At 72.6% G+C, this 18,681-nt stretch carries 13 protein-coding genes; 4 read left to right on the forward strand and 9 right to left on the reverse strand.

Features of this window, described 5'->3' with window-relative positions:
• Positions 1 to 99: 99 nt before the first annotated feature.
• From ACIGYR_RS09990 to ACIGYR_RS10000, 3 genes are all read right to left on the reverse strand, one after another.
• Positions 100 to 1,251, reverse strand: coding sequence for a serine hydrolase domain-containing protein (locus tag ACIGYR_RS09990; protein WP_399595911.1), 1,152 nt, complete (start codon positions 1,249 to 1,251; stop codon positions 100 to 102).
• Between the two features lie 72 nt (positions 1,252 to 1,323).
• Positions 1,324 to 1,548, reverse strand: a complete 225-nt coding sequence (locus ACIGYR_RS09995; RefSeq protein WP_391838485.1) for a hypothetical protein — start codon at positions 1,546 to 1,548, stop codon at positions 1,324 to 1,326.
• 106 nt (positions 1,549 to 1,654) lie between these two features.
• Positions 1,655 to 3,082 carry an MFS transporter gene (locus ACIGYR_RS10000; protein ID WP_399595910.1) on the reverse strand — a complete coding sequence of 476 codons (1,428 nt, stop codon included), beginning with the start codon at positions 3,080 to 3,082 and terminating at the stop codon, positions 1,655 to 1,657.
• 101 nt (positions 3,083 to 3,183) lie between these two features.
• Between ACIGYR_RS10000 and ACIGYR_RS10005 the strand changes: the two genes are divergently transcribed.
• Entirely contained in the window at positions 3,184 to 4,065 is an 882-nt protein-coding gene (locus ACIGYR_RS10005; protein ID WP_391838488.1) for a helix-turn-helix transcriptional regulator, read from the forward strand.
• Positions 4,066 to 4,093: 28 nt separating this feature from the next.
• On the opposite strand, the gene ACIGYR_RS10010 is transcribed toward ACIGYR_RS10005, so the two are convergent.
• A complete protein-coding gene (locus ACIGYR_RS10010; protein ID WP_399595909.1) occupies positions 4,094 to 5,545 on the reverse strand; it encodes an MFS transporter in 1,452 nt (483 codons plus the stop codon).
• A gap of 254 nt (positions 5,546 to 5,799) precedes the next feature.
• On the opposite strand from ACIGYR_RS10010, the gene dusB reads away from it, so the two are divergent.
• Positions 5,800 to 6,933, forward strand: a complete 1,134-nt coding sequence (gene dusB, locus ACIGYR_RS10015; RefSeq protein WP_399595908.1) for a tRNA dihydrouridine synthase DusB — start codon at positions 5,800 to 5,802, stop codon at positions 6,931 to 6,933.
• A gap of 470 nt (positions 6,934 to 7,403) precedes the next feature.
• Here the strand turns inward: dusB and ACIGYR_RS10020 are convergent, their stop codons facing one another.
• From ACIGYR_RS10020 to ACIGYR_RS10035, 4 genes are all read right to left on the reverse strand, one after another.
• Entirely contained in the window at positions 7,404 to 9,179 is a 1,776-nt protein-coding gene (locus ACIGYR_RS10020; protein WP_399595907.1) for a CDP-alcohol phosphatidyltransferase, read from the reverse strand.
• Positions 9,180 to 9,300: 121 nt separating this feature from the next.
• A complete protein-coding gene (locus ACIGYR_RS10025; RefSeq protein ID WP_399595905.1) occupies positions 9,301 to 9,495 on the reverse strand; it encodes an NAD(P)-binding protein in 195 nt (64 codons plus the stop codon).
• A gap of 252 nt (positions 9,496 to 9,747) precedes the next feature.
• Complete coding sequence (locus tag ACIGYR_RS10030; RefSeq protein WP_399595904.1) at positions 9,748 to 11,685, reverse strand: glycogen debranching N-terminal domain-containing protein; 1,938 nt, start codon at positions 11,683 to 11,685, stop codon at positions 9,748 to 9,750.
• The gene (locus ACIGYR_RS10035) at positions 11,682 to 13,190 is read right to left on the reverse strand and encodes an MGH1-like glycoside hydrolase domain-containing protein (protein ID WP_399595902.1); all 1,509 of its coding nucleotides are present in this window, start codon (positions 13,188 to 13,190) and stop codon (positions 11,682 to 11,684) included. Before ACIGYR_RS10035 ends, ACIGYR_RS10030 begins: the two co-directional genes overlap by 4 nt.
• A 120-nt stretch (positions 13,191 to 13,310) precedes the next feature.
• Here ACIGYR_RS10035 and ACIGYR_RS10040 point away from each other — a divergent pair, with 120 nt between their 5' ends.
• A complete protein-coding gene (locus tag ACIGYR_RS10040; protein WP_399595901.1) occupies positions 13,311 to 14,531 on the forward strand; it encodes an ROK family protein in 1,221 nt (406 codons plus the stop codon).
• Positions 14,532 to 14,937: 406 nt separating this feature from the next.
• Positions 14,938 to 17,658, forward strand: a complete 2,721-nt coding sequence (gene ppdK / locus ACIGYR_RS10045) for a pyruvate, phosphate dikinase (RefSeq protein ID WP_399595899.1) — start codon at positions 14,938 to 14,940, stop codon at positions 17,656 to 17,658.
• A 246-nt stretch (positions 17,659 to 17,904) separates the two neighbouring features.
• Here ppdK and ACIGYR_RS10050 read toward each other — a convergent pair whose 3' ends face one another.
• Positions 17,905 to 18,576, reverse strand: a complete 672-nt coding sequence (locus tag ACIGYR_RS10050; protein ID WP_399595897.1) for a TetR/AcrR family transcriptional regulator — start codon at positions 18,574 to 18,576, stop codon at positions 17,905 to 17,907.
• Positions 18,577 to 18,681: the final 105 nt, after the last annotated feature.

The following is an 18,681-nucleotide window of genomic DNA, read 5'->3' on the forward strand; positions in this document are numbered from 1 at the left end:
GTTCGGCCGGGCGGCCACTCGGGAGGAGGCGCAGGACCGCGTGACATGCGGCACATCAGCAGGTCAGCCAGGCTTTCGGCAGCCGGGCCGGTTTCCCGGTCACCCCCGGCCGCACGCCGTGACCCGCCAGAAGTCCCGCATCAGCGGTGTCGGTGCCGGGCCCGTCATCGCCACCTGGCTGAGCAGGATCGCGACCTGGCCGGTGGCGGGCACGAGGTGGGCGGTGGTGCCCGTACCACCGACCCAGCCGTAACGGCCGGGGACGTTCCAGGGCTCGGCGGGGGTGATGTCGACCTGGCCGCCGTAGCCCCAGCCCTGGCCCTCCAGGAAGAGGGCGCCGATCTCCCGCTGGCCGGCGGTGAGGTGATCGGTCGTCATACGGCGCACGGAGGCGGGGGAGAGCAGGCGCCTGCCGTTCGCCTCGCCGCCGGCCAGCAGCATGCGGCAGAAGGCCAGGTAGTCGTCGGCCGTCGAGGCGAGACCCCCGCCGCCCGACGGGAACGCGGGGACGCGGCTCCAGTCGCCGTCCGGGGGGTCCGCGAGCTCCAGGGTGCCGTCGGCGCCGGGCCGGTAGTACGTCGTGAGCCGGTCCCGTTTCCCCGCCGGCACCTCGAACGCCGTGTCCTTCATGCCCACCGGCTCGAAGACCCGCTCGGCGAGGAACTCCGGGAGCGTACGGCCCGACACCCGCGCGACCAGCACGCCCTGGAGGTCGGAGGAGGTGCCGTACAGCCAGGCCGCGCCCGGCTGGTACAGCAGCGGGACCCGGGCCAGGTCGGCCACCCAGGCGTCGGGCGGCGGGTAGGCGTGCGGGGCGCGGCCGTCCTTCTGGACCTCGAACAGCGCCTCCACCGCCGGCAGGGAGAAGTCCGACGGGAAGCCCCAGCCGGTCCGGGAGGTGAGCAGGTCCTCCACCGTGATCGGCCGGTCCGCCGGCACCAGGTCGTCCAGCGGGCTCGACGGTGTCCGCACGACCAGCGGCTTCGCCAGCTCGGGCAGCCAGGTCCCGACCGGGTCCGTCAGGCCGACGAGCCCGTCCTCCACCAGCGTCAGCACCGCCGCCGCCGTCACCGGCTTGGTCAGCGAGGCGATCCGGAACAGCGAGTCGCGGGCCATCGGGGCCGAGCCGGTGACGTCGGCGTGGCCGACGGCCACCACCTCGACGTCGTCGCCGCGGAGGGTCAGGGCGACGGCGCCGGGCACGGTGCCGTCGGCCACGTACCGGCTCAGGGTGTCGTGCAGTGCGGTCATGGTTCTCGGCCCTCCGGTCGGTGCACGGTGTCGTGGGGGACGACTCCGGCCGCCGCCGGAAGTCATCGGCGCTCAGCGCGACGGCTGCCGGGGCACCGTCGGATCGATGGTCGCCTGGTGGGCACCGGCCAGGTGCTCCTGCGCCTTCAGCCACGGCAGGAACTGCGCGCCGCGCCGCCAACCGCAGGTCTCGCACCGGATCGTGCGCTGCACACCGGTCCGCAGCACCTGGACCGCGTGCTCCCGGCCGTGCCGGTCCCACCGGCTGACCCTGCTCGTGACGCTGTCCCTCGGCATGACACCCTCCCTCCCCGGGCCGGACCGCCCGGCCGCTAGGAGTGTGCGGCAGGACCGGCGTGCCCGGGGCGTGGTTCACGCCAAGGCGCCGGGCCGTGCCCCCGGTTCAGCCGACCGTCCGGGGCAGCCGCAGGCTCAGCAGGCCCGTCAGCACGATCCCGGCCAGCTGCACCAGCAGCGTGCTGACCAGCGCGTCCCGCATGCCCAGGTGCGGCACGAGGGTCAGGAACAGGGTGCCCAGCGTGGCCACGCCCAGCGCCAGCGCCGACTGCTGAGTGGTGACCATCACACCGCTGCCGACGCCGGCCCGGGCGGCCGGCACCTCGGACATCACGATCCGCAGCACATTGGGCAGCTGGAGGGCCTGCCCGGCACCGGCCACGGCCGCGCCCGGCAGCAGCGACCCGAAGCCGAGGTGCGGCCAGTCCCGCCAGGTGGCCAGCACGATCAGCAGCACGCCCACGCCCTGGAGCACGGATCCGGCGGTGACCACCCGGGTGCCGTAGCGGGCGATCAACCGGGGCCCGGCGAGCGAGACGACCAGGAACGCCACGGCCATCGGCGCGAGCGCGAGACCGGCCGGCACCGGACCGAGCCCGGCGCCCTGCTGGAGCGCCAGCGCGATCACGAACATGAAGCCGCTGAAGCCGATGGAGAACGGCACCATCAGCTCCAGACCGCGCCGCATGGACGGCACCCGGAACAGGCTCGGCGGCACCAGCGGGGTCCGCCCGGTCCGGTCCGCCCGCCGCTCCACCGCCCAGAACGCGGCCACGGCGAACGGGAACGCGGCCAGCGACAGCCAGGTCCACAGCGGCCAGCCGGCGGCCCGGCCCTCGGTGAGCGGCGCGAGCAGCGTCAGCAGGGACACCGCGAGCAGCACCGTGCCCGGCCCGTCGACGGGCTCCGGGTGCTGCGAGCGCGTCTCCGGTACGCATCGCGCGGCGAGCACGAGCCCCAGCACGACCACCGGCACGTTGACGAGGAAGACGGCCCGCCATCCGGTCCCGGCGACATCGGCGGCGACCAGTACCCCGCCGAGTATCTGCCCGGCCACCATGGACAGCCCGGCCGTGGCGCCGTACAGGCTCATGGCCTTCGCCCGGCGCGCGCCGCTCGTGGCGGCCTGGATGGTGGCGAGTACCTGGGGGAGCATCGCGGCGGCCGAGGCGCCCTGGGCGGCCCGGGCCGCGACCAGGCTCCAGGCGCCGGGCGCGAGCCCGCAGGCCAGCGAGGTGAGTCCGAACGCGGCCATTCCGCCGAGGAACAGCCGGCGCCGGCCGAACAGGTCCCCGAGCCGCCCGCCGAGCACGAGCAGTACGGCGTACGTGACCCCGTACCCCGCGACGACCAGCTCCAGCACGGCCTCGCCTGCGGCGAGATCGGTGCCGATGGCCGGCAGGGCGACGTTGACGATGAAGAAGTCGACCAGCGGCAGCGCCGCGGCGAGCAGGACGGTGAACAGCCCGGGTCCGCCGAGCGCGGGCGGCGCGCCCGTTGTCCGGACGGCGGTGACGGTGACGGTTTCCCTCATGTTCCCGAGCCTGCGCGAGTGCTCAGCCTGGTACCAGAGTCTGGTGATCCTGGTAGAAGAACTACCTGGCAACAGGCTGCCCGGCGGGGCACGCTGGGCGTATGACGACCACGGCCCAGGAGACCTCGCCCCAGCCGGCCCGGGGCGCTCAGATCCGCCGGCACGAACTGGCCGCGTTCCTGCGCAGCCGGCGGGAGCGCATCACGCCGGAGCAGGTCGGCCTGCCCCGCGGTGCCCGCCGTCGGACGCCCGGACTGCGCCGGGAGGAGGTCGCCCAGCTCTCCGCGGTCGGTGTCACCTGGTACACCTGGCTCGAACAGGCCCGCGACATCCAGGTCTCCGTACAGGTCCTGGACGCCTTGGCGCGCGCCCTGCGTCTGGACGCCAGTGAGCGTGCCCACCTCTTCCAGCTGGCCGGCGCGACCGACCCGACACCGGCCGCGAGCTGCCCGGGCGTCACGCCCGCCCTGCGCGAGATGCTGGCCCGGCTGGAGCCGATCCCGGCCTGTGTCCAGAACAGCCGGTACGACATCCTCGCCCACAACCGCACCTACGGCCGCCTCCTGGGCGACCTGGACGCGGTCCCGCCCGAGGACCGCAACTGCCTGCTCCTCGTCCACACCAACAAGGACTGGCAGGCGGCCGTCGTCCATCTGGAGGAGACCCGGCGCCTGATGGCCGCCCGGCTGCGCGCCTCCCTGGCCGGCCACCTCGGCGAGCCGGCCTGGAAGATGCTCCTCGGACGGCTGGAGGAGATCCCGGAGTTCCGCGAGAACTGGCAGCGGTACGAGGTCGTCGGCACCCGCTCCAAGACCAAGGAGTTCCTCAACCCGTACGTCGGCCACCTCACTCTGGAACACACCGACCTGTGGCTGGGGCCCCAGCTGGGCGCCCGGATGGTGACGTACACCCCGAAGAACGACGAGACACGGCAGAGGCTGGAGCGGCTCCTCGAGATCGCGTCCGGGACGCCGGTGCGCTGAGCGCCGGTCCGCCGCCCCCGCAGCGGTTTCAGGCCCGCTCGGAGGCTCCGACGGCCTCGCGGATCTCCGCCGACTCCAGCCTCCTGGCCGTCCGGTCGGCGGTGCGGCGGGCCCAGGGGCCGCTGGTCAGCAGGCCCAGAACCAGGACGGCCAGGCCACAGCCGGCGAGGATCCACCAGCCGGGGCGGGCCGCGGTGACGAACACCTCCCGGTACGGGGACGAGCCGATGCCGGAGGCCAGGACGGCGCCCACCACCGCGACGCCGAGCGTCTGGCCCAGCTGCCGGCTGGTGGAGGCGACGGCGGCGGCGACGCCGGCCTGGGTGCGCGGCATGCCGGACACTGCCGTGTTGGTGATCGGCGCGTTCACGAAGCCGAAGCCGATGCCGAACAGGACGTAACCGAGAACCAGCGTGGCGTTCGTCGTCTCCGCCTCGAAGGCCGCGAACAGGACGCCGCTCGCCGTCATCGCCGTACCGGCGATCAGGAGGGGCAGGCGGGGGCCGCGGCTGCCGATCAGGCGGCCGGACAGCGGGGCGCACAGGAACGTCGGCGCGGCCATCGGCAGCATCCACAGGCCCGCGTGCAGGGCGTCGAGTCCGCGCACGTTCTGCAGGTAGAGGGTGGAAAGGAACAGGAAGCCGCCCAGCGCCGCGAACGCGCTGATCGCTATCACCGTGGCGCCGCTGAACGGGGCCGAACGGAAGAAGCGCAGGTCGATGAGGGGTTCCACACGCCGGCGCTCGTACCACAGCAGGGCCAGCAGGGCGGCCACGGCGATCACGGCGAACGGTGTCACCGGGCCGGCGCCCGATGCCGGGGCCTCGATGATCGCGTAGGTCAGCGAGCCGAACAGGGCGATCACCAGCAGCTGACCGACCGGGTCGGGGCGGCGGGCCTTGGGCGCGCGGGACTCGGGCACGAAGCGGAGGGTGAGCAGGAGGGCGGCGAGGCCGACGGGGAGGTTGACCCAGAAGATCGAGCGCCAGCTCACCGACTGCACCAGCAGCCCGCCGACCAGCGGACCGGCCGCCATGGAGATGCCGACCACCGCGCCCCACACGCCGATCGCGCGGGCGCGCTCGCGGGCGTCGGTGAAGGTGTTGGTGATGATCGACATGGCGACCGGGTTGAGCATCGAGCCGCCCACCGCCTGGACCATCCGGAACACGATCAGCAGTTCCAGGCTGGGGGCGAGGGAACAGAGCAGGGAGCCGACGGTGAACACCACCAGGCCCGCCATGAAGACGCGTTTGCGCCCGATCCGGTCGGCCGTGGAGCCCGCGAGCATCAGCAGCGAGGCCAGGACGAGCGTGTAGGCGTCGATCGTCCACTGGAGACCGGAGGTGGTGGCGTGCAGGTCGCGCTGCATGGACGGCAGCGCCACGTTCAGCGCGGTGTTGTCGAGGCTCACGATCAGCAGGCTCATGCAGCAGATCCCGAGCACGAGCATGCGTCGGCGATGGCTCAACTCTGGCATGCGGCCCATCGTACGCCGATTTCAATAGTGCGGTTAACTAATGAGTGGTACATGATGTTCGGGGCACCGGCTCCCACCCGCCGCTCGGCCCCGTACCCGGGGCAGCCGCAGGCCAAGCAGAGCCGGCGCCACCCGCCCCGCCGCCGCACCGCCGGGACCACCGCCGGCGCCCGGCGCATCCCGGCCGGCCGGGTGAGGGACAATGGGTCCTTGCCCGTGTCCCTGTGCCGTCCATCCGTCCCGGAGCCCTGACGATGACCCACCCGCTCTCCATCGGCCCGCACGCCGTGACGCCGCCCGTCGTGCTCGCACCCATGGCGGGGATCACCAACGCGCCCTTCCGCACCCTGTGCAGGGAGTTCAGCGGCGGCAAGGGGCTGTTCGTCAGCGAGATGATCACGACCCGGGCGCTGGTCGAGCGCAACGAGAAGACCATGCAGCTGATCAAGTTCGACGCGAGCGAGCGCCCGCGGTCGATCCAGCTGTACGGCGTCGACCCGGCGACCGTCGGCAAGGCGGTCCGCATGATCGCGGAAGAGGACCTCGCCGACCACATCGACCTGAACTTCGGCTGCCCGGTGCCGAAGGTGACGCGCAAGGGCGGTGGGTCCGCGCTGCCGTACAAGCGGAACCTGCTGCGGGCGATCCTGCGGGAGGCCGTCTCCGGCGCCGGGGACCTGCCGGTGACCATGAAGATGCGCAAGGGCATCGACGACGATCACATCACGTTCCTCGACGCCGGCCGCATCGCCGTGGAGGAGGGCGTCACGGCGATCGCCCTGCACGGCCGCACCGCCGCCCAGCACTACGGCGGCACCGCCGACTGGGACGCCATCGCCCGGCTGAAGGAGCACGTGCCGGAGATCCCTGTGCTCGGCAACGGCGACATCTGGTCGGCCGAGGACGCGCTGCGGATGGTGCGTGAGACCGGCTGCGACGGGGTCGTCGTGGGGCGCGGGTGCCTGGGGCGGCCGTGGCTGTTCGCGGACCTGGTGGCGGCGTTCGAGGGGCGGCTCCAGGACGTCGCCCGTCCGACCCTGCGCGTGGTGGCCGACATCATGGTCCGCCATGCCCGTCTGCTCGGCGAGTGGATCGGTGACGAGTCCAAGGGCGTGGTCGACTTCCGCAAGCACGTCGCCTGGTATCTGAAGGGCTTCGCCGTCGGGTCCGAGATGCGCAAGAGGCTCGCGATCACGTCGTCGCTGGAGGAGTTGCGGGGCGGCCTGGACGAGCTGGACCTGGACCAGGCGTGGCCGGTCGGGGCGGAGGGGCCGCGGGGCCGGACGTCCGGCAACAACCGGGTGGTGCTGCCGGACGGGTGGCTGAAGGATCCGTACGACTGTGCGGGCGTGAGTGAGGATGCGGAACTGGACACGTCCGGGGGCTGAGCCGACGCCCTGTGCTGTCCGGTCCGGCTCGGCTCGGCTTTGTGAGGTGGCCGTCACGGGGCTCCGCCCCGAACTCCGCCAGGGGCTCCGCCCCTGGACCCCGCCTGGCCCACCCACCACCCGACTCGGTCGGCCGGGAAGTGGCCGTGCACCGGCTCGGCTCGGCATTGTGGGTGGCCGTCACGGGGCTCCGCCCCGAACACCGCCAGGGGCTCCGCCCCTGGACCCCGCCTGGCCCACCCACCACCCGACTCGGTCGGCCGGGAAGTGGCCGTGCACCGGCTCGGCTCGGCTCTGTGGGTGGCCGTCACGGGGCTCCGCCCCGAACACCGCCAGGGGCTCCGCCCCGAACACCGCCAAGGGCTCCGCCACTGGTCCCCGCCTGGCCCACCCCCCACCCGGCTCGGTCGGTCGGGAGGGGGCCGTCAACCGCTCGGCTCGGGCGGGTCGTTCGCGGGGGTGCTGTGGGGTCAGCCCTTCTTCGGGTGGGGTGTCGAGCCGTATGCCGTCAGGAAGCGGTCCCGGAAGGCGCTCATCTTCCACACCGGTGCGTCATGGGCGGGGCGCAGGCCGTCCGTCCAGCCCCAGTCGGCGATCCTGTCCAGCACCTTCGGGTCCTTGGCCACGACCGACACCGGAACGTCACGGCTGGCGTGGTTGCCGCTGACCCGGGCGATCGGCTGGTGGTCGCCGAGGAAGACCAGCACGGTGTCCTTGCTGCCGTAGCGCTCCAGCCACTCGGTCAGCGCGGTGACGGAGTACTGGATCGACTTGCCGTACTCCTCACGGGACCGGGTGGTGTCGGCGATGATGTCGGACGACTTGTTGCCCGCCGCCTCGATGCCCTTGAAGACCGAGCCGTCACCGAGCTGGTCCCAGCCGACCATCTTCGGGATGGGCGCCCACGGCTGGTGGCTGGAGGTCAGGATGAGCAGCGACATCCGCGACTTGCCGGCGGCCGGCCGCTTGCTGTGCACCCGCTCCTGGTACTGCTGGAGCGCGTACTGGTCCGGCATCGTCGACCAGCTGAACTTCGGCCCCTGGTAGCCGAGCCGGAAGGCGTTGTAGACCTTGTCGAGGCCGTACCACTTCTGCTCCGGCCAGCCCTTCTGCACACCCGGCATCACACCGACCGTGTCGAACGCGCCGGTCTTCTCGAAGGCGTCCGTCAGGCTCATGTGGTCGCTCGCCATGACGGTGCGGTAGCGCTGCTGGTTGCTGATCCACAGGCCCGACATGGTGGTCGAATGGCCCAGCCAGCTGCTGCCGCCGTAGGTCGCCGAGGTCAGCCAGCCGCTCTTGGCGTGGAAACCGGCCTTGGCCAGGGCCTTGGTGCGCACGTCCAGGGTCTTGTCCACCCCCGGCGCCATGATCGGGTCCTCGATCGCGCTGCGGCCGTAGCTCTCGATGAACGTGAAGATCATGTCCTTGCCGCGCAGAGCGGGCACCAGCTGGCTGCCCGGGGTGTTCCCGAAGGCGTCGACCCGGGCCACCTTCCGGAACTCCGCCTCGTCCTTCAGGGTGGCCGAGACCTGGTGGACCTGCGCCTGGAGCGCCGTCGCCGTCCGGTCGGAGGCGATCGGCACGCCCGCCACCTGTAGGCCGAGGGAGGAGCAGGTGATCCAGACCACCCCGGCGACCAGGGTGCCGCGGGTCGCGGTGCCGGGGTGCCGGGCCAGAAGGTCACCGAGCCGGACCACGGACAGCGCCAGCAGCACGAAGAGCAGCAGGATCAGGATGATCACGCCGGTCACGGCGGCCAGGGTGGCGGTGTGGCCGAGGGAGTCCTCCAGATACGACTCCGCGTCGCCGAACAGGCTCCAGTCGAGGATGACGTTGAACTTGCGGCCGAGATACTGGTTGAAGCCCATGTCGAGCGCGTTCAGCACGGTCATGGCGCCGAGCAGGACCCCGGACACCGCCGCCACCGCCACCCGGGGCCGGCGCGGCAGCGCGAGCAGCACGGCGGCCCCTACGACGGCTTCCGCCGGTATCCGCACGAACGCGCCGGGCTCGAGCCGGACGACGGAGTCGGGCATCACGAGGGCGGCGACGACGAGCGCGGCGGCGAGCACGTTGAGGGTGACGGACAGGGCCCGGGCACCGCGGGGATGCCGTTCCCGCCAGCGCCGGCTCCACGCGGACCAGAGGGCCCAGGGCGGGCGCCGGGAGGGGCGTGGGGCGGAGAGGGGAGCGGAAGCCTCCTCCGGCTCCGTTTCCTCTGTTGCCGGCTGGCGTGTGCTCATGTCCTGAGACAACCCGGAGTCCTTCCCTGCGCATCCCGTCGACCGTCCTCCCGTACGGCTCACCGACGACCGCTGTTCACCGCGCCCGGGCAAACACCTGGTCAATACGGCCGACGGCACGTCAGGCGGCCCAGGGGCGCGGGCCGTGGCGACACGCTCCGCCGCGCGTCCGCGCCCCCTGGGGGCGGACGCCGGTGGACGCCTCACGCTCGAAGACGGTGACCTGCCGGACGTGCGGTCGCAGGACGCCGGCGCGGACGAGACCGCCGCGACCGGCGCCCACAACGGCGGTGCGGGGCCGTCGAGTTGGACGCATGGGACTGTCTCTCGGCAGAGGGATGGATGGCCGGGAGGTCCGGCACCCAGCCAAGGAGACACAGCGATCCGGGGAGACACCGACGATCGATCAGAGTCCTGTGGGTACCTCCGCGCCCCTCCCGCACGGCGTCCGTTCCGGGCGCAAGGGGCGCGGGAGCGTCAACCCGTCATGTGCCGGTCCCGGCGCGGGGCGGCAGCGCCCTGCCGGCCCGCGGCCACGGGCGCGACCGGCGCCGATGGGCCGAGCACGTCAGGCGCCTCCCACGGCCGTCAACAGGGCAAGGGGCGCCGCCGCGGACCGGGCCTCCCGGCCGCACGCGTGCGGGTACGGCACCGGTTCGCTGTGCGTGTCCCGCCCGTACCCCGCCAGCACCTCCGGCAGCCGGTGCCCGGTCACCGTCGCCGCGTCGACCAGCGCGTGCGCCACCGTCCGGGCCTCGTCGTGCAGCCCGTACCGGGCCAGCCCCAAGGTGATCAGCGCGTTGTCATGCGGCCAGACCGAACCACGGTGGTAGGACAGCGGATGGTACGCCGGCTGCCCGGAGGCCACCGTGCGCACGCCCCAGCCCGAGAAGAAGTCCGGTTCCAGCAGCCGTCGGCCCACCACCTCGCCGTACTCCTTGTCCAGCAGTCCCGACCACAGCAGATGCCCGGCGTCGGAGGCCAGCGCGTCGATCTGGCGGCCCTGCCCGTCCAGCGCCAGCGCCGGGAAGGACCGCTCCGGCATCCAGAAGTCCCGTTGGAAACGGTCGCGTAGGTCGGCCGCCGCCTGCTCCAGCAGCGCGGCGTACGTCTCGTCGGCCCACACCGCGCGCGCCACACCCGCCGTGCGGCGCAGCGCGTCGTACGCGTAGCCCTGGGCGCCTGCCGCCATGACCGCGCCGGTGGGCCGGGTGCCGTCGGCGCAGCAGATCGCGCCGGGGGAGTCCTTCCAGTTCTGGTTGGCGAGGCCGCCCGCGTCGGCGCGGTAGACGAGATATCCGCGCGAGGTCAGCCCGCCGTGGTCGAGCATCCAGCCGACGGCGGCGCGGGCGTGCGGCTCCAGGCGGCGGGCCGGCTCGGCGTCGCCGGTCTGTTCGACGTACGCGCCGAGCAGGATCAGGAACAGCGGGGTGGCGTCGACCGAGCCGTAGTAGCGGCGGAACGGCACCTGGCCGAAGTGGGCCAGCTCCCCGTGCCGTACCTCGTGCACGATCTTGCCCGGCTGGGCGACCGGGGAGGCCCCGGTGCCGGTCGCCTGCGTGGCGGCCAGGGCGAGGAGGGTGGCGGCGGCCGGTCCGGGGCGGTAGGGCAGGGCGAAGAGGGAGGTGAGGAGCGCGTCGCGGCCGAGCAGGGTGAGGAACCAGGGGGCGCCGGCCGCGGGGACGCGCAGCTCCTCGCCGTCCGGTCCGGTGGCCGGGACCTGGAGCGCCGCCAGGTCGGCGAGGCCCCGGGCGCAGGCCGCGGCCAGCTCGGGCCAGCCGGCCGGGAAGGCCACGCCTTCCATGAACTCGTCCTCCGCCGCGCTGAGTTGGCGGCGTACGGCGGCGGGGTCGCGGGGCACGCGCAGGGTGCGCTTCTCGCCGTGCGGGCGGGCGATCACCCGCAGCAGCAGCTCGGTCGTGCCGTGCGGTGCGAGGTCGAGTGTCCACACCAGGCGCCGGGCACCGGTGCCCGTCTCCTCCACGGCCTCCGGGGCCGGGTCGGCCGTGATGGTCGTACAGGACCGCCATTCGGCGCGCCGGTAGGCGAACTCGATGCCGTCGCCGAGGAGTTGCCGGGAGCGTACGGCGCCGGCCTTGACGTAGGTGCGGTGGTCGCAGCGGAGCTCGAACTGGTCGGTGAAGTCGGCGTCGACGGTGAGCGCGAGCCGGACGGTGGTGGGCACCGGGCGGTTGCTGGTCACCCGCACGGACTCCACGAACGCGCTGTCCCTGACGGCCTGTTCACGGAAGAGGGTGTGCGCCGGGGGCTCCTGCCGGCCGCCGCGCGGGACCAGTACGCACCGGGCCGCGGCCCCGTCCGTCACCGGGGTGAGCACCTCGGGTACGGCGCCGTCGACGGTGAGCTGCCAGCGGCTGAGGTGCCGTGCGTCCCGGACGAACAACCCGTCCGGGGAACTGCCGGCGCGCACCCCGCTGATGTCCCCGCGGTCGCCCACGGCGGCGAAGGTGGCGCCGTGCACGAGCAGATGATGCCGGTCCGTCATCCCTGGTCCCCTCCTCTGTCACTCGTGTCGAACGGGACGTTGTCCGCGGCGGACACGTCGTTTTGTGGGCTCTTGTCCAGCTTTTGACGCTCGTGTGGTGCGGGCCCCTGGTGGCACAGGTCGAGCGCGAGCGCCGCCGTCCAGCTGAAGCCGGTCGTGCCGCTGGGCTCGCCGGTGTACGGGTCGACGTACTCGGCGAAGCCGGTGGCGTCGGCCAGGTGCGGTACCGCCGTGCGCAGGGCGTCGGCCGCCGCCGTCTCGCCGTGCGCGCGCAGCCCGCGCTCCAGCAGCCAACTCGTGTTGAACCAGGCCGGTCCGCGCCAGTACCGGTGCGGGTCGAACGCCTCGCCGAGGAGGTCGTAGCTCGGGACCAGCCGGGTGCGGTCGCCGAGTGAGAAGTGCGGCCCGCGGACGGTACGGACGAGGGCGGCGGCGATGTCGCGGGGGAGCCCCGGCAGGAGCAGCGGCACCAGTCCGGAGACACTGCGCTCGGGGACGAGGGCGTCGCCGCCGCGCAGGTCCCGGCACAGGAACATCCCGGCCCGCCCGTCCCACAGCCGCGCCACCAGAGCCTCCGTCAGCCGCTCGGCGCGGGCCCGCCGGGCGGTGCCGGCCGCGCCCAGCTCCTCGGCGATCCGCGCGAGGGCCTGCTCGGAGGCGATCAGCAGGGCGTTGAACGCCGGGTCCTCCACGGCGAACCGGCCTCCCCGTGTGCCCTGTCTCCCGCCCGGCCCGCCCCGGTAGCCGTCGTCCCGGTACCCGTCGTCCCGGTAGTCGGCGGCCAGCCGCACGTACCGGCCGTAGTCCAGATCCGTCGGCCGGTCCTCCGCCGCGCCGTGGTCGAGGTCGGCGCGGCGGAAGGAGCGGGCCGGTGCCGGGGTGATCCGGGCCAGCGGGGCGTCCCAGCAGGGGCTGTTGTCCATGCCCTGCTCCCACGGGTGGACCACGCAGACCAGTCCGGCGCCGCCCAGGTCCCGGCGGTGCAGCAGATACCGGTGCCAGGCGGCCAGCCGCGGGTACATCCGGGCCAGGAAGCCACGGGCCCGGGACAGGGCGGGGTCGGCGCGGTGGACCAGCCAGGCCGCCAGCGCGTGCACCGGTGGCTGCACGATGCCGGAGGTCTGTACGGTGCGCGGGGCGCCCGCGGTGCGCCCGGCGGTGGAGGAGCGCCAGAAGTCGGGGCTCGGGAAGTACGCGTCGAGCGGTACGGAGGGGTTGAAGACGATGTGCGGGACGCGTCCGTCGGCCCACTGGGCCGTGAACAGCGTCTCCAGTTCCGTCTGGGCCCGCAGCGGCGAGACGTGCCGCAGTCCGATGGCGATGAACGCGGAGTCCCAGGACCACTGGTGGGGATACAGGTTCCGGGACGGGACCGTCGAGTTGCCCGTCCAGTTCGCCTCCAGCACCCGGGCCGCTCTGGCCTGCGGGGACGTCGGCTCGGCCGACGGATCGTATGCGATCTCGTATGTCGTGGGACGGGCAGTGAGCTGGGCGGTGCGATCCACTCGGGGCTCCCCGAAGACGTCCGGCCGACCGGGTTTGGCGGCGGCCACCGTAGGGTTACGTCTATTTAACACGCAAAACTCACTATGTAATGCAGGCTTGGGAAGCACAAGGGGGTGCGCATGACCGGGCGTCCGGGAAGGACGGGCAGGAGCGGAAGCCAGGCGGGCGCCGGCGATCTGCTCGAACTCGTGCGCAACGGCCGGGCCGTGACGCGCGGTGCGCTCCAACAGGCGACCGGACTGTCCCGGGCCACCGTCGGCCAGCGCCTGGACCGGCTGTTCCGTGCGGGCTGGCTGCGCGAGGGCGCCGGCGGTCCCGTCGGCTCGCCGCTCGGCGGACGCCCCTCCATCACCCTGGAGTTCGACGACTCCCACGCGGTGGTCCTCGCCGCCGACTTGGACACCCGGCACGCCCGCGCGGCCGTCCTCTCCCTGACCGGCGAGATCCTCGCCGAGCACGCCGGCCCGCTGGTGGTCGAGGACGGTCCGGAGGCCGTCCTCGGCGAGCTGGGCCGCTGGCTTGCCGAGTTGCCGGCCAAGGCCGGGCACCGGGCGGCGGAGGTCTGCGGGATCGGGCTCGCGGTGCCGGGCCCGGTGGACCGCGAGACCGGCCGGGTGGTCCAGCCGCCGATCATGCCGGGCTGGGACGGCTACGACATAAGAAGCCGCCTGTCCCGCGCCTTCACCGAGCACACCGGCGCCCCGGCGGTGCCGGTCCTGGTCGACAACGACGCCGACCTCATGGCCTACGGCGAACAGCGCACCGGACATCCCGACTGCACGGCCTTCGTACTGGTGAAGGTCTCCACCGGCATCGGCGCCGGGGTGGTCGTGGACGGCTCGATCTACCGGGGCGTCGACGGCGGCGCGGGCGACATCGGGCACATCAGGGTCGGCGCCGACGCGCTGTGCCGGTGCGGCTCGTACGGCTGTCTCGCGGCCGTCGCGAGCGGTGGTGCCGTGGCCCGGCGGCTGGCCGCGTCCGGGGTGCCGGCCACCTCCGGCTCGGACGTACGGGATCTGCTGGCCGCCGGGCACCCGCAGGCCGCCGCGCTCGCCCGGGAGGCCGGGCGCCAGGTCGGGGACGTGCTGGCGACGGTCGTGACCCTGCTCAACCCGGGCGTGCTGATGATCGCCGGCGATCTGGCCGGAACGCCCTTCCTGACCGGCGTGCGCGAGCTGCTCTACCAGCGGGCGCTGCCCCGTTCCACGGCCCACCTGGAGGTGGTCACCTCCCGGCTCGGGGAGCGGGCCGGTCTGATCGGTGCCGGAGCGCTGGTGGTGGAGCACCTGTACGCGCCTGAGCGGGTGGAGGAGCGGCTCGTGGCGATGGGTGTGTGACGGGGGTGTTTCCCGTCCGGGACGCCGTCCGCATGGTGAAACCCGGCGCGCTGTGACAGCGTGATTCTCGCCACCCTTGATAAGGGGTGCGCTCAGATGAGCGGATCATGAGCGACTGCACTTCTCCAAGGGGTGGCACTCGGTGCCACCCCTTGATCGTTCATCGATCGAACTCAGTCGTGCTGAGGCTCGCTCATCTGAGCGGAAAAGTGCTCCGGTGAACGCTTATGCGTTCAAGAAGTGAAAACATAAGCCCGGCTGGGCTTGCCAAGCTTTGACTTTCGATCCGCTGGCGGACGGGTGGTTACAGGCGCATGACGCGCAAGTGGACGTACCCAGGAACCTTCGATCTGGGTATGTTCCTGCCCGTCAGGGCAGCCACCGTGGCCTCAAGGAGTCGAGACCCGTGTCGGAAAACAAAGAACCCCACGTAGCGAAGTTCGTTTACGACTTCACCGAGGGCAACAAGGACCTCAAGGACCTTCTCGGCGGCAAGGGTGCCAATCTCGCCGAGATGACCAACCTCGGTCTGCCGGTCCCTCCCGGCTTCACCATCACCACGGAGGCCTGCAAGGTCTACCTGGACAGCGGTGAGGAGCCCGCGGCACTGCGTGACGAGGTGAGTGCGCACCTCGACGCCCTCGAGGCGAAGATGGGCAAGAAGCTCGGCCAGGCCGACGACCCGCTGCTGGTCTCCGTCCGCTCCGGCGCCAAGTTCTCCATGCCCGGCATGATGGACACGGTCCTGAACATCGGCCTCTCCGACAAGTCGGTGCAGGGCCTGGCCAAGCAGGCCGGCGACGACCGCTTCGCCTGGGACTCCTACCGCCGCCTCATCCAGATGTTCGGCAAGACCGTCCTCGGTGTCGACGGCGAGCTGTTCGAGGAGGCCCTCGACAAGGCCAAGGAGGCCAAGAAGGTCACGGTCGACACCGACCTTGAGGCCGCCGACCTGAAGAAGCTGGTCACCGCCTTCAAGAAGATCGTCAAGAAGGAAGCCGGCCGGGACTTCCCGCAGGACCCGCGCGAGCAGATGGACCTGGCCATCAAGGCCGTCTTCGACTCCTGGAACGGCGACCGCGCCAAGCTGTACCGCCGCCAGGAGCGCATCCCGCACGACCTGGGCACGGCCGTCAACGTCTGCTCGATGGTCTTCGGCAACCTGGGCCCCGACTCCGGCACGGGCGTCGCGTTCACCCGCGACCCGGCCTCCGGCCACCAGGGCGTCTACGGCGACTACCTCCAGAACGCCCAGGGCGAGGACGTGGTGGCGGGTATCCGCAACACCGTCCCGCTCGCCGAGCTGGAGCGGATCGACAAGAAGTCGTACGACCAGCTCATGCAGATCATGGAGACCCTGGAGAACCACTACAAGGATCTCTGCGACATCGAGTTCACCATCGAGCGCGGCCAGCTCTGGATGCTCCAGACCCGCGTCGGCAAGCGCACGGCGGGCGCCGCCTTCCGCATCGCCACCCAGCTGGTCGACCAGGGCCTGATCGACGAGACGGAGGCGCTCCAGCGCGTCACCGGCGCCCAGCTGGCGCAGCTGATGTTCCCGCGCTTCGACGACAGCGCCAAGACCGAGCAGGTCGGCCGGGGCATCGCGGCCTCTCCGGGTGCGGCGGTCGGCAAGGCGGTCTTCGACTCGTACACCGCGGTGAAGTGGTCCCGCTCGGGCGAGAAGGTGATCCTGGTCCGCCGCGAGACCAACCCCGACGACCTGGACGGCATGATCGCGGCCGAGGGCATCCTGACCTCGCGCGGCGGCAAGACCTCCCACGCGGCCGTCGTCGCCCGCGGCATGGGCAAGACCTGTGTCTGCGGCGCGGAGGAGCTGGAGGTCGACACCAAGCGCCGCCGCATGACGGTGCCCGGCGGTCACGTCGTCGAGGAAGGCGACGTGATCTCCATCGACGGCTCGTCGGGCAAGGTCTACCTGGGCGAGGTCCCGGTCGTGCCGTCCCCCGTGGTCGAGTACTTCGAGGGCCGCATGCACCCCGGCGCCGACGACGCGGACGAGCTGGTCGAGGCGGTCCACCGCATGATGGCCTTCGCCGACCGCAAGCGCCGGCTGCGGGTGCGCGCCAACGCCGACAACGCCGAGGACGCGCTGCGGGCGCGCCGCTTCGGCGCCCAGGGCATCGGCCTGTGCCGCACGGAGCACATGTTCCTCGGTGAGCGCCGCGAGATGGTCGAGAAGCTGATCCTCGCCGACACCGAGGAGGAGCGCGAGGCCGCCCTGTCCGAGCTGCTGCCCCTGCAGAAGAAGGACTTCGTCGAGCTGTTCGAGGCGATGGACGGCCTGCCGGTGACGGTCCGCCTCCTCGACCCGCCGCTGCACGAGTTCCTCCCGGACATCACGGAACTCTCCGTCCGGGTGGCGCTGGCGGAGTCCCGGCAGGAGCCGCACGAGAACGACCTGCGCCTGCTCCAGGCCGTGCACCGCCTGCACGAGCAGAACCCGATGCTGGGTCTGCGCGGCGTACGCCTGGGCCTGGTCATCCCCGGCCTGTTCACCATGCAGGTCCGCGCCATCGCGGAGGCCGCGGCCGAGCGCAGGGCGGCCAAGGGCGACCCGCGGGCGGAGGTCATGATCCCGCTGGTCGGCACGGTCCAGGAACTGGAGATCGTCCGCGAGGAGGCCGACCAGGTCATCGCCGAGGTCGAGGCGGCGACCGGTACGACGCTCAAGCTGGCGATCGGCACGATGATCGAGCTGCCGCGCGCCGCCCTGACGGCGGGCCAGATCGCGGAGGCCGCGGAGTTCTTCTCCTTCGGCACGAACGACCTGACCCAGACGGTGTGGGGCTTCAGCCGCGACGACGTCGAGGCGTCCTTCTTCACGGCGTACCTGGAGAAGGGCATCTTCGGTGTGTCGCCCTTCGAGACGATCGACAAGGACGGCGTCGGTTCCCTGGTGAAGGCGGCGGCCGAAGCGGGCCGCCGCACCCGCCCCGACCTCAAGCTGGGCGTCTGCGGCGAACACGGCGGTGACCCGGAGTCGGTCCACTTCTTCCACGAGGTCGGCCTGGACTACGTCTCCTGCTCCCCGTTCCGCATCCCGGTGGCCCGCCTGGAGGCCGGCCGCGCGGCGACCCAGTCGGCGGGCAGCGACCACCGCTAGGCCCGTGCGGGCCGGTTGAGCCCCGGAGCCGCCGTCGGTCCCCGACCCTCACCGATCGGCGACGGCTCCGGCGCACGAAAGAAGAGGGGCGGCACCCCAGTGCGGGGGGTGCCGCCCCTCCGCGTACCGCGCGCGGGCGGCGGCGTCCTCGAAGGGCTGCCGGCGGCCCGTCCGCCGGGGCGGTGGCGGGTCCGCGCCGATGCGCCGGGGGCGTCGCGTGTCGGTCGCGTCGGCCGGTGGCCGGTGTCAGCGGCTGTTCAGGAGGCCGTTCACCAGTGTGCGCAGTCCTTCCTCGTACCTGTCCTCCGCCGTCAGCGGGGCCCAGCGCGGGGCCGCCTGTGCCAGGTGGGGGAGTTGTGCGGGGTCCAGGTCGGTGAAGACCTGGTCGCGGTAGGTGGGGCGGGCGTCGGTGGCGCGGCGGCGGGTCGCGCTCGCGCGGACCACGATCTCGCCGGCCGTGTAGTACCAGATCGTGCGGTAGCCGTGCACGGCCTGGTCCAGGGTGAGCCCGCTGTCCCTCAGGCCCGCGACGATCTGTTCCACGAACCAGAGGGCGGAGGTCGACAAGAGGTCGTCCGCCGTCAGCACCTCCACGATCCAGGGGCATGCGGCGAGCACCTCGTGGATGGCGGTGGCGGCGGTGAGGATGCGGTCGCGCGGGTCGGTGGGGGGCGGGTCGGGGCGCCGGAGGGACTGGGCCGCGTAGTCGTCCAGCAGGAGGAGGAGCAGTTCCTCCTTGTCCCGGACGTGGTGGTACAGGGCCATCGGCGTGCTGCCGATCTCCGTGGCGAGCCGGCGCATGGTCAGCCGGTCCACGCCGTCCTCCGTCACGATCCGGCGCGCCGTCCGGATGATCTCCTCGCGGGAGATACGGGCAGGCCGGCCGGTGGTCTTGCGGGGGGCGGGCGGTCGCGGCATGGACCCATCATCCCGCAGAGGCGGGCGGTCGCGGCACGGGCCGCCGTCTGGCGGGCGGCGGGGAGTTCGCGTGGCGGGTGTCGACATCGGGGAGGATCGCGCGCT

The sequence above is a fragment of the Streptomyces sp. NPDC053076 genome (genome assembly GCF_044546845.1).
GTDB lineage: Bacteria > Actinomycetota > Actinomycetes > Streptomycetales > Streptomycetaceae > Streptomyces.